The organism is Ruegeria sp. BHSB064, assembly GCF_059613205.1.
The window spans coordinates 17164-28739 of record NZ_JBXWSB010000055.1; the positions used below are offsets into that span (position 1 = coordinate 17164).

Sequence of the window (11576 nt, forward strand, 5' to 3'; positions counted from 1 at the left end):
CCTGCTAAGCGGGGAGGTGAATCTTGAACTTTTCGCGCAACTCCATGTCCAGCATCGGATCGAATCTGGCCTCGGATGGCACGGATAGGATCTCTTCTTTTCGGGCTATTGCTTTGTCGATCAGATCTGGTTTGCCCAGCTCAACCCATTCTTTTGGCGAAGACCGGTCGCCGAAAACCGGATAGACATAGTCAGCTTGCATCCGGCTAAGCGTGGCGTCCGTTCCAAGATAGTGACCGGGGCCGCCCATGCAGACCTCGGCCATCTGGTCCAGCGCGAGGGTATCATCTGTCACCTCGATCCCGCGTACACAGCGTTGGGCCTGACCAATCAAGTCATCGCTGAGGATCAGGCTTTCAAAACAGAAGCCCAGCAAAGAGGCGTGCATGCCCGCCGCTTCGTAGACCATGTTCAAACCGGACAGACCCGCCATCACGTTGGAACACATCTGTTCCCACCCGGCCTGCATGTCGGGAAGTTTCGAATCCGATGCCCCCGCAGCCGCACCGCCGGGCAGGTTGTAGAACCGGTGCATTTGCGCGCACCCAGCCGTCAGCAGGGCCTGTTCGCCCGAACCAATGGACATCGCGCCTGTCCGAAGGTCCAGACCAAAGGGCCAAGTGCCAAAAACGGCGGGCGCTCCGGGGCTTACGGCGTTTACGTAAACCAGTCCGGCAAGGCATTCGGCGGTTGCCTGCGTGATTGCTCCGGCTATGGTCGAAGGCGCGGTGGCACCGGCCATCCCGGCTGAAAGAAGCAGGACAGGCATTCCGGCCTTGATACATTCCTCCATCACTTCGCAGCTTTCTGTTGCGAATTTCATGGGCGGAACCACAAAGCAGTTCGAATTCGATACAAAAGGCCGCTCGCGGTATTTATCTTCACCACCCGCGATCATGTAGATCATCTCCATCGCCGGTGCGACGTGGCTGGGTTCGGTAAACGATGTCCCGATATGTTTGAAGGTGCCGGAACAGCTGGCGTAGATCGTGTTCAGGTCCATTTCCAGGTTGTCCGCGATGTCGCGGCAAACCATCGGGCGTTGAACAAAGTGAATGTTATCAAGTTGTTGGCAGATTCGTGCCGCATCGTGCAGATCCTGCACGGTGGAATCGCGGTATTCGCGGCCGTGCACGTCGACCATAGATACGGCAGCACCCGCAGTGCCGTAATGAACCTTGGTGCCCGTCAGCTCGAGATCGGTTTTCCCGTCCCGGCTGTAGAGTGTGACCGAGCGGTTCGCCTTTGCGATTGTGTCTTCGACCAGCGCACGCGGAAACCGGATGCGACCGTCATCGCCAAGGGTACAGCCGGCACCCACAAGGTAATCAATGCCGCTTTGCGGGGCGTCTGCCAAGCCAATGGTTTCAAGCGCGGTCAGGGCGGCCTGATGAATGCGTTCAATCTGCGCCTGTGTCAGAACATTCAGAACGCCGCCTTCCATTCCGGGGCGTATAGGGCGCAGATGATCAGGCAGGGCTGAGGCTCGGGCGGCACGGCGTGCAGCGCGGCCACCGCTGCGTGAGGTGTTGCGGGATTGGTCGTTCATTTCAAAATCCGGTCGTTGTGTGATGCGTTGGGGTGAGGGTAATCCCCCTTATGGTCGCCCCCGCGCGGCACGGCCACGATCCGCACCTATGGTACGGCTGATCAGGCTGATCTTCCAATCGTGATCTGTCATTTGGCCTCGCAACAACTTCGTAAAGCTTTCCAAAACGCTGCGACACAATCTGTCCTGTTTACGACCTTTGTTGGAATTTGCCGCCGATTGTACCGGTAATCTGCCGAGTGCCGGAGGGATGGTTAGATTTTCTCCCGCTTTGGAAGAATTCTGTTATACTGCATTCACTTACTTTTGAGCGTTACGACCCTGAATTTGAATTCTGACGGAGTGGACCACAGATTAGAATTAGTTTGCGTCTTTGGATCGAAACAAGAGCGACATAGCTTTGAACCCGTGTACAAAATCTCTTTCTGTCCTGTTTGCTGCGACCCTCATCGCAAGCGCAAGCCCTGTATCGGCCGAGGACTGGACAGGTGGGTATATCGGTCTCAGCTTTGGATATGCAGATGCGGACGGACCAGGGGGCGCCAGCGGTGACGACACCGTTTTTGGGGCGCATGTCGGTTATGATCAGGACTTTGGTAACTTTGTGCTGGGGGGCGAGTTTGAATACAACCGCCTCTCTCTGGATTTGGGGTCAACTCAGGGCAGCCTGGACAGCATGACCCGTCTGAAGCTGCGTGGTGGATACGATTTCGGAAGCGCCCTTGGGTATGTGGTTGTCGGCGCGGCACGAGCTGAAACCTCGGTCGACAACGACACAGCAGCCGTTTACGGCATAGGCGTTGCCTATCCGATTGGTGAAAATTTTGTCATCAGCGGTGAGGCGCTGCGTCAGGATTTCGACGATGTCACCCGTTCCAATGGCAGTCTGGATTCCAACGTTTTCAACCTGCGCACCACATTCCGCTTTTGAGGACTATTCTGCAGCGTGACGCTTTGCGAGTTGTTCGGCAAAGGAACACAGCGTTCTTAGCGCGCTTGCAAAACGATCATCCTCGACCGTCATAGCCACCCGAATGTGCCCAGCGGCAGCCGACCCAAAGCTCTCACCCGGCATGACGGCAATGGCGTGGGTGTCGAGCAGAGCGTTGGCAAACCCGTCCCCGGACATTCCGGTCTTGCGTACGTCAAGCATCAGATACATCGCGCCTTGCGCTGGCACCAGGCCAATGGTGTCCTGTGTCCGAAGTATCTTCATCGCCATCGACCGCCGTCGGCGGAACGGGGCGGCGATCTTCTCCTCCAACTCGGGCCCTGCGGTCAGCGCAAAACTGGACGCGTCCTGAATAAAGCCCGGCACGCCGTAGGTCGTGTGGGTCGCCAGATTGATCAGATGAGCGATAACCTCTTCGGGGCCGACGATCCAGCCACAACGCGATCCAGTCATAGCATGGGATTTGGACATGGACCCGACAACCAGCGTCCGTTCTTCCATACCGGGCAGCGCGCGCGGCGACTGGTGCTCACCTTCCCAGACTTGCGTGTCATAGACCTCATCCGAGATCAGCCACAGGTCGCGCCTCTTGCAAAGGTCTGCGATCGCTTCAAGTGATTGACGGGAATAAACAACTCCGGTCGGGTTGTTGGGCGTGTTGATCAAAAGCGAAACGGCACCGTCAGCGGCAGAATCAATCCTTTCGGCGCAGGGTTGAAAGGCATCTTCTGCCGCGGTCTGTACCGCGCGGGCGACCGCTCCGACCCCGCGAATCGTGCCCGGGTACGTGGCGTAATACGGATCGAGGAACAGGCCCACATCGCCGGGATCACACACAGCCATATGGGCCGCAAACAAGGCTGATTGCCCACCGGGTGTGATCAGAACATTGTTTCGCGTTGTGGGTACACCCGTATGCGTTTGCACTCGTGCGGCAACCGTATCCCGCAAAAGTTCCGTGCCGGGAACCATGGCATAGCCGGTGTGTCCTTCACGGGCAGAAAGGTCCATCGCATGCAGGATCGATGGATCGGTCCGAATGTCATGTTCACCAATCGTCAATTCGGTTACGGCCTGACCTTCGCTCAGCATCCTTCGGGCGCGGTAAAACACGTCCCAGCCGTCGCTGCCACCGCCGGTGATCTGCGTGATGCGTTTTGACAGGTTCATTGGACCGCTCCTGGATTGCCTTTCGCTGAATGGGACAGAGCGATACGCCTTTGTCAATCAGCTTCGCGGCGGCAAGGTCGCCTGTAGCTTTTTTGTTAGCGATGCGCGGACAAGGTCGTAAGAAACGGTCAGGCGATGACGCAGTTCCTCGGTCTCTGCGTCAAACGGAAGGCGGACCCAACTGCGGTGGAAGTATGGGGCTTTTACGCCGACACCCGCATCAATGACCATCTGAGCTGTTTCCACGTCCGGAGTTTTGACGGAAACCCCGTCATTTGCGGTGCCAATACAGGCGAACATCTTGCCACCGACTTGCCATGCATCATGGCCGCCGCCCCATGGGTCAGAAAGCTCGGCCCCCGGGAACTCTTGGCAAATGGAGTTGATGTAGTCGCGATCCATATCGGGAACTGTGCCCGAGGGGGTACACAAACTCAATGCTTGGCTTGGATCTGATCCCGTGATAACCGATAGGCATGAACCCGATGACCTGCATCATTATCTGCTGCATTACCTGCTGATTTATCAAGCGGGCCGGTTTCTTTCGTTTTCATCCCTGAGACAAGTTGCTAAGCCCGCGCCAACGCGCAAGCACATGCTGTTTCTGAGGAGCCCGACCGATGACGACGATCAAGCTGCACAACACACGGACGCGGACGAAGGAAGACTTCGTGCCGATCGACCCTGAAAATGTGCGGATGTATGTCTGTGGTCCGACGGTCTATGACCGCGCCCATCTGGGTAATGCCCGCCCGGTGGTGGTGTTTGACGTGCTCTATCGTCTGCTGCGCCATGTTTATGGCGCGGATCACGTGACCTATGTGCGCAACTTCACCGACGTCGATGACAAGATCAACGCCACCGCGCTGTCCCGTAAACAGGCGGGCGCGGAAGGCTCGTTAGAGCAACTGGTGCAGGAGCGTTCCGATGAGACCATCGGCTGGTATCTGCACGACATGGGTGCTTTGGGAACTCTTGAACCCAACGAGATGCCGCGGGCGACCCAATACATCAACCAGATGATTGCGATGATCGAGGAACTGATCGCAAAGGGCCATGCTTATGCCGCTGAGGGTCACGCCCTGTTTGCTGTCGACAGTTGGAAAGAAGGCTATGGCAAGCTGTCGGGCCGTTCGGTCGATGACATGATCGCAGGCGCGCGGGTCGAGGTGGCGCCCTATAAGAAGAACCCGATGGATTTCGTGCTGTGGAAGCCATCGACCGACGAATTGCCGGGCTGGGACAGCCCGTGGGGCCGGGGGCGTCCTGGCTGGCACATTGAATGCTCGGCCATGGCTTATGAATTGCTGGGCGAGAGCTTTGACATTCACGGGGGCGGCAACGACCTGATGTTCCCGCACCACGAAAACGAGATCGCGCAGAGCTGCTGCGCACACCCGGAAGGTGAGTTCGCGCGGTATTGGCTGCACAACGAGATGTTGCAGGTCGAAGGTAAGAAAATGTCCAAATCGCTGGGCAATTTCTTCACCGTGCATGATCTGTTGGAGCAAGGCGTGCCCGGCGAGGTGATCCGGTTTGTGTTCCTGCAAACCCATTACCGCAAGCCGATGGACTGGACCGAGAAAAAGGCGCGTGAAGCCGAAGCGACGCTGCGCAAGTGGCGGGCGCTGACAGCGGGCGTCGAGCCCGCCGCCAGCGCGGCACCTGAGGTCGTTGCAGCGTTGAGCGATGATCTGAACACAGCAGGTGCCATGACCGAGTTATACCGACTGGCCTCCGAAGGCGACGCAGCGGGACTGTTGGCCAGCGCGCAATTGCTTGGGCTGTTGCTGCCAGAGATGGGCGCGTGGGCGGATACGGCATCTGTTGACCTGACTGCACATGCGGATCGTTTGGCGAACGCACGGGCGTCTGCCATGCAGACCAAGGATTTCTCGGAAGTTGACCGCCTCAAGGCCGCATATGTTGCCGCGGGACTTGAAGTGCGCATGAGCAAGGAAGGGGTGGAACTGGTGCCCGGTGCCGGGTTCGATGCCTTCAAACTGGAGGAGGTTTGATGACCAAAGAACGCCTCTACCTCTACGACACGACCCTGCGCGATGGGCAACAAACGCAGGGTGTTCAGTTCTCGACCGCTGAGAAAGTGCAGATCGCGCAGGCGCTGGATGCGTTGGGTGTGGATTACATCGAAGGCGGCTGGCCCGGGGCGAACCCGACCGACAGCGCGTTTTTCGAGGCTGCGCCTAAGACCTCGGCCCGTCTGACGGCCTTCGGAATGACCAAACGGGCAGGGCGCTCGGCCGAGAATGACGATGTGCTTGCGGCTGTGATGAATGCGGGTACGCCAGCCGTCTGTCTGGTGGGCAAGTCACACGATTATCACGTGACCCATGCGTTGGGGATCTCGCTTGAGGACAATGTCGAGAATGTCCGCGCCTCGATCGCACATATCGTGGCGCAGGGGCGCGAAGCGCTGTTTGATGCCGAGCATTTCTTTGATGGCTATACGGACAACCCGGATTATGCGGTCGCGGTCTGCCGCGCCGCGCTGGATGCGGGCGCGCGGTGGGTGGTGCTGTGCGACACCAATGGTGGTGTTTTGCCGTCCGAAGTCGGACGGATTGTATCCGAAGTGATCGCGGCAGGTCTGTCCGGCGATCGGTTGGGTATTCACACCCACAATGACACAGAAAACGCTGTTGCTTGTTCCCTTGCAGCCGTCGAAGCAGGCGCGCGCCAAATTCAGGGAACGCTGAACGGCTTGGGAGAGCGTTGTGGCAACGCCAACCTGACTGCGCTGATCCCGACGCTGCTGCTGAAGGAACCCTATGCCTCGCAGTTTGAAACCGGCGTCAGTCTGGATGCTCTGGCAGGGTTGACCCGCATCAGCCGGATGCTGGACGACGTTTTGAACCGGGTTCCCAGCAAACAGGCGGCTTATGTGGGGGCATCGGCCTTCGCGCATAAGGCGGGGCTGCATGCCAGTGCGATCCTCAAGGATCCATCGACCTATGAGCATGTCGAGCCCGCAAGTGTTGGCAACTCACGCATCATTCCGATGTCGAACCAGGCGGGGCAGTCGAACCTGCGCAAACGCCTGACCGAAGCCGGGTTGAGCGTTGAGGCAGGTGATCCCGCGCTCGGTCGAATTCTTGAACGGATCAAAACGCGTGAAGCGGATGGGTACTCCTATGACACCGCACAAGCCAGTTTCGAACTGCTGGCCCGTGATGAGCTGGGCCAACTGCCCGAGTTCTTCGAGGTCAAACGCTACAAGGTCACGGTTGAACGGCGGAAGAACAAGTACAACAAGATGGTCAGCCTGTCCGAGGCCGTTGTTGTTGTGAAAGTGGATGGCGAAAAGAAGCTGTCCGTCAGCGAGTCCATGGACGAATCCGGCAGCGACCGGGGTCCTGTGAACGCTCTGTCCAAAGCCTTGGCCAAAGACTTGGGGCAATATTCGCAAGTCCTGTCAGACATGCGACTGGTCGACTTCAAGGTGCGGATAACACAAGGCGGGACCGAAGCGGTTACGCGCGTCATTATCGACAGCGAAGACGGGCAGGGTCGGCGCTGGTCCACTGTGGGCGTCAGCGCGAACATAGTTGACGCGTCGTTCGAAGCGTTGCTGGATGCGATCCAGTGGAAACTGGTGCGCGATTGCGACCCGCAGAAAGCAGCAGCCGAGTGACTGTGATCTTTGACGATGATGTCAAAGCCTGCGCCGCGTTGGTGCAACGGGCTGATCCTGATCGGTTTCGTGCCGCCATGGCGGCCCCCGTTTCGGCCCGTGCCGTTCTGTTCCCAATATATGCTCTGAACGTCGAAGTTGCGCGCGCGCCCTGGGTCACGCAAGAGCCGATGATTGCCGAGATGCGGCTGCAATGGTGGCGCGATGCGCTACAGGAAATTGCCGAAGGTGGCACCGTGCGGCGTCATGAAGTGGTAACGCCTTTGTCTCGCGTACTCTCGCCGCATCTGGCTGGCGTCTTGGATGAATACGTCGCCGTAAGGCGTTGGGATATATACCGCGATCCGTTTGAAGATCAGGAGCATTTCGACGCTTATATCAACCACAGTTCAGGGTCTTTGTTTGTGGCTTCTGCTCAGGCGCTGGGAATGGCGGACGAAGATGTTCTGCGCGACTATGGGTATGCGGTCGGCGTTGCAAACTGGCTTCGCGCGATCCCCGAACTGGAAAACAGAGGGCGTATACCCTTGTTGGATGGCACACCGGAAGGTGTGCGAGCCCTTGCGAAATCTGCGCTGGAACGTTTGAACAAGGCGAGAGCAAACCGGGCTGCGATCTCTGCCGAAGCCCGACCTGCGCTTTCTGCTGGGTGGCTTGCGGATTGGGTGTTGAAACAAGCTGCGGCGCGGCCTCAGCGTGTTGCCTCCGGCACTTTAATACCGGGCGAAATGCGGCAACGCCTGTCCCTGATGTGGACGGTCAGCAGCGGGCGCTGGTGATTACGCGCGTTCCGGGTCTGCAGGCCGCAGGATCAGCCACAGCAACGCGCCGCCCGCCAGTGTGAGAAGTGGCACCATGGCCAGATTCACGGCTGTCCAGCCCTCGATCGCGGAACCGCCCGAGCAGTTCATCAACCCGCCCGAGGCCAGCGAGGCCAATGTGACACCGCCGAACACCAGCAGGTCGTTCAGGCCCTGCATCCGTCCACGCTCTTGCGGGTCATGCGAGTCAGCCAGCATTGTCGTTGCGCCGATAAAGCCAAAGTTCCACCCAATACCCAGCAGAACAAGAGCGAGGAAGAAGTTCCCAAGTTCAACCCCTTGCAGGGCAACGACCCCGGCGCTTGCCAAGATGGCAAGTCCCAGCGCCACGATCTTCTCGACCCCGAAACGGGCGATCAGATGACCGGTAAAGAAGCTGGGGATGTACATGGCCAATACGTGGCTTGTGACGATATCCGCCGCGTCGTTTGCCGAAAATCCACACCCGACCACAGCCAACGGGGTTGAGGTCATTACAAGGTTCATCAGGGCGTAAGACACCATCGCACAGATGATCGCCACAGCGATACGCGGCGTTTTCAGCAACTCAAGCCGTGAACGTCCTGTGGGTTCGTTCTCTGTGGGTTTCGGCGGTGTTGGGATGTCGAGAAAGAAGAACAGGGCAGAGCCCAGAACGTTGATGCCAATCACAGCCAGATAGGTGCCCAGAAACGGGATGACGTAGGCTTCGGATGTGAATTTCACAATCTGAGGGCCGATGATCGCCGCGGCAAGACCTCCTGCCATGACATAAGAAATTGCCTTTGGACGATAAGCATCTGACGCTGTGTCCGCAGCGGCGAAGCGATAGAACCCGTGCGCGCTCATGTAGATGCCAGTCAGCAGGCTGCCCACAAGAAAGACAGGGAAAGACCCAAGGAACAGGCCATATGCGCCCACAAGCCCGCCTAATGCGCCCGCAGTTGCCCCCACAAGGAACCCCACGCGCCGGCCCCAGCGCTGCATGATCGCAGAGATCGGCGTGGCCGCCAGCATGGATCCCAAAACTATCAGGGATATCGGTAACGTCGCGAGACACGGGTTCGAGGCAAGCGACTGGCCTGCCAACCCGCCGACAATGAACATCATGGGCATTTGCGCGCCCAGAACCGCCTGTGCGGCCACCAAAACGGCAACGTTACGCTTGGCCTGACGGTCATCTGGAAGGGTCGAAGTCATTGTCATGGGCGAATGGTTATCGGCTAAGCCTTTGCTGCACAAGCGGCTTGCATCTGCGGCACATGCGCCTAACGTGCCCATGAGCGCCGAGCAGGGAGGTCGCATGTCCGTAGGTCGCATTATCGAAACCAACGATTGCGTGGCAGAAGGGGCCGAATGGTTGGCTCAAACCTGCCCGCGCATGGCATATGCGATCGAACAGACTGGCCCTTTGCCTCTGCGCCGTCGCCCGGATGGCTTTGCGCAATTGCTGAGCGCAATTGTCAGCCAGCAGGTCAGCGTGGCATCGGCGCGTGCGATCTGGAAACGGTTGCAGGACGCGAAACTGACCGGTCCGCGCAAGATCATGTGGGCCACGGATGAGGATCTGCGCGCTGCGGGCTTGAGCCGCCAAAAGATCCGCTATGCACGGGCGTTGGCTGAGGCGCGCATTGACTTCAAAGCGTTGCGGGATGCCCCGGACGCTGAGGTTGTCGAGACGCTGACGCAAGTGTCCGGCATCGGCGTCTGGACGGCCGAGATCTATGCGATGTTTTCCCTGGGCCGCGCCGATGTAATCGCACCCGGCGATCTGGCGCTGCAAGAGGCCGCTCGGGTCCTTTATGACCTGCCCAAACGCCCGACAGACAAAGAACTGCGCCAAATGGCCGAAGCGTGGTCGCCGTGGCGCTCGGTTGCGGCGCGGGTGCTGTGGGCCTATTACCGGGTTGATAAGCAAAGAGAAGGGATCAGATGACACGGGTTTTGAATGCGCTTAGGAAAGAGCCTGTTTCGGGCGACACGCGATCAGTCGTGGTGTTCGTGCATGGCTATGGCGCAAATGGCGCCGACCTGTTGGGGTTGGCCGATCCGCTGGGCGAGCATCTGCCTGACACGCTGTTTGTGGCCCCTGATGCGCCCGAGCAGATTCCTGGGATGCCAAACGGGTTTCAGTGGTTCCCAATCCCGTGGATTGATGGGTCTTCCGAAGAAGAAGCGCGCCGTGGCATGGAAATGGCGGTTGAGGACTTCAACGCCTTTCTGGACGCTCTGATGGTGGACGAAGACGTGCTGCCCGAGCAGGTTGTGCTGTTTGGTTTTAGCCAGGGCACGATGATGAGCCTGCACGTTGCCCCACGCCGCGAGGACCCGGTTGCGGGCATCGTCGCCTTTTCGGGCCGGTTGTTGGAACCTGATCTTTTGCCTGACGAAACTGTCAGCCGGATGCCGATCCTGCTGGTGCATGGTGATGCGGACGATGTTGTTCCGCCACAATCGCTGCCCGAGGCCGCCGAAGCGCTGCAAGCTGCTGATTTCAAAGAGGTCTACGCGCATGTCATGAAAGGCACCGGCCATGGCATTGCTCCGGACGGTTTGAGCGTTGCGCTGGCCTTCATGCGCGACAAGCTGAGTCTGTAGGCGTGATTGTTGTCCGACCAATGATGTCTGAGGATGTGGCCGCATCGTGCCGCATCCTCAATCAGATTATCGAGATCGGAGGCACAACCGCGTTCGAAGTTCCATTTTCAGAACCGTTATTCGCGCAAAGTTATCTGAAAGGCGCAGATAAAATCTGCTGCAATGTCGCGCTGGATGACCAGGGCGAAGTTGCGGGCTTTCAATGGTTGGGTACGAATGACGCGTTGCCCGGGGATTGTGTCGATATCGCAACATTTACTCGGCGCACACCCGCACTTCGCGGGGCCGGGCGGGCGCTGTTCCGGGAAACGGTCAAAGTGGCGGGCTCACTGGGATTTCGAACAATAAACGCGACAATTCGGGCAGATAATGTTCTGGGTTTAAGCTATTATGAAAAAATGGGTTTCCGGGATTATTCTGTCGCTTATGGTGTCCCGTTGCGCGACGGCACGCCGGTGAACAGAATTTCAAAACGGTTTGAACTGGGCTAGTCCCACAAATGGCCTTCGGCAAACTCGACCGAGTTTCCAGCCGGGTCACGCACGTACAAAGACCGTGCACCGCCGGGCCAGTCAAATTCAGCGTCTACGGGGATGTTCCAGTCCAGAAGGTGTCTGCGCATCACAGCAATTTCATCGCGTGACAATACAAGACACACATGGCCAGGGCCGCGCGCACCATGAGGTGGGACAGGCATGTCAGGGTTTAGGGGCGGCTGTTCTGTTTGGTCGGGGTTAAAGATCAGCAGAACTGATCCGCCAATGCGGAAGAAAACATGGCGATTGTCGACACGCTGAATCCGCTCAAGATTCAGAATCTCGCCGTAAAACTGTTCCGCAGCATCCAGATCGTCAG

Annotated in this window: 12 protein-coding genes; 7 read left to right on the top strand and 5 right to left on the bottom strand. The window is 58.4% G+C overall.

The window, feature by feature from the left end:
* Positions 1-4: 4 nt before the first annotated feature.
* Positions 5-1549, bottom strand: a complete 1545-nt coding sequence (locus AC2FNU_RS13850) for a trimethylamine methyltransferase family protein (protein ID WP_496789357.1) — start codon at positions 1547-1549, stop codon at positions 5-7.
* A gap of 400 nt (positions 1550-1949) precedes the next feature.
* Here AC2FNU_RS13850 and AC2FNU_RS13855 point away from each other — a divergent pair, with 400 nt between their 5' ends.
* Complete coding sequence (locus tag AC2FNU_RS13855; protein WP_496789362.1) at positions 1950-2480, top strand: outer membrane protein; 531 nt, start codon at positions 1950-1952, stop codon at positions 2478-2480.
* A gap of 3 nt (positions 2481-2483) precedes the next feature.
* On the opposite strand, the gene AC2FNU_RS13860 is transcribed toward AC2FNU_RS13855, so the two are convergent.
* Complete coding sequence (locus AC2FNU_RS13860; protein WP_496789367.1) at positions 2484-3671, bottom strand: pyridoxal phosphate-dependent aminotransferase; 1188 nt, start codon at positions 3669-3671, stop codon at positions 2484-2486.
* 57 nt (positions 3672-3728) lie between these two features.
* Positions 3729-4073, bottom strand: a complete 345-nt coding sequence (locus AC2FNU_RS13865) for an MmcQ/YjbR family DNA-binding protein (protein ID WP_496789372.1) — start codon at positions 4071-4073, stop codon at positions 3729-3731.
* Positions 4074-4291: 218 nt separating this feature from the next.
* Between AC2FNU_RS13865 and cysS the strand changes: the two genes are divergently transcribed.
* The 3 genes from cysS to AC2FNU_RS13880 are packed head-to-tail and all read left to right on the top strand — an operon-like array spanning position 4292 to position 8102.
* Positions 4292-5689: a cysteine--tRNA ligase gene (cysS, locus tag AC2FNU_RS13870; protein ID WP_496789377.1), complete on the top strand. Its 1398-nt coding sequence runs from the start codon at positions 4292-4294 to the stop codon at positions 5687-5689.
* The gene (gene cimA, locus AC2FNU_RS13875) at positions 5689-7323 is read left to right on the top strand and encodes a citramalate synthase (protein ID WP_496789379.1); all 1635 of its coding nucleotides are present in this window, start codon (positions 5689-5691) and stop codon (positions 7321-7323) included. The genes cysS and cimA overlap by 1 nt, the downstream gene beginning before the upstream one ends.
* 2 nt (positions 7324-7325) lie before the next feature.
* Positions 7326-8102: a squalene/phytoene synthase family protein gene (locus AC2FNU_RS13880; protein WP_496789396.1), complete on the top strand. Its 777-nt coding sequence runs from the start codon at positions 7326-7328 to the stop codon at positions 8100-8102.
* Here AC2FNU_RS13880 and AC2FNU_RS13885 read toward each other — a convergent pair whose 3' ends face one another.
* A complete protein-coding gene (locus AC2FNU_RS13885) occupies positions 8103-9329 on the bottom strand; it encodes an MFS transporter (protein ID WP_496789381.1) in 1227 nt (408 codons plus the stop codon).
* A gap of 97 nt (positions 9330-9426) precedes the next feature.
* Here AC2FNU_RS13885 and AC2FNU_RS13890 point away from each other — a divergent pair, with 97 nt between their 5' ends.
* The 3 genes from AC2FNU_RS13890 to AC2FNU_RS13900 are packed head-to-tail and all read left to right on the top strand — an operon-like array spanning position 9427 to position 11212.
* Complete coding sequence (locus AC2FNU_RS13890; protein ID WP_496789383.1) at positions 9427-10059, top strand: DNA-3-methyladenine glycosylase family protein; 633 nt, start codon at positions 9427-9429, stop codon at positions 10057-10059.
* Positions 10056-10721, top strand: coding sequence for an alpha/beta hydrolase (locus tag AC2FNU_RS13895; RefSeq protein ID WP_496789386.1), 666 nt, complete (start codon positions 10056-10058; stop codon positions 10719-10721). The genes AC2FNU_RS13890 and AC2FNU_RS13895 overlap by 4 nt, the downstream gene beginning before the upstream one ends.
* Before the next feature lie 23 nt (positions 10722-10744).
* Entirely contained in the window at positions 10745-11212 is a 468-nt protein-coding gene (locus tag AC2FNU_RS13900) for a GNAT family N-acetyltransferase (protein WP_496789390.1), read from the top strand.
* Here AC2FNU_RS13900 and AC2FNU_RS13905 read toward each other — a convergent pair.
* Positions 11209-11576 (bottom strand): VOC family protein (locus AC2FNU_RS13905; RefSeq protein WP_496789392.1); only part of this gene is annotated, 368 nt, incomplete at its 5' end. The genes AC2FNU_RS13900 and AC2FNU_RS13905 overlap by 4 nt on opposite strands.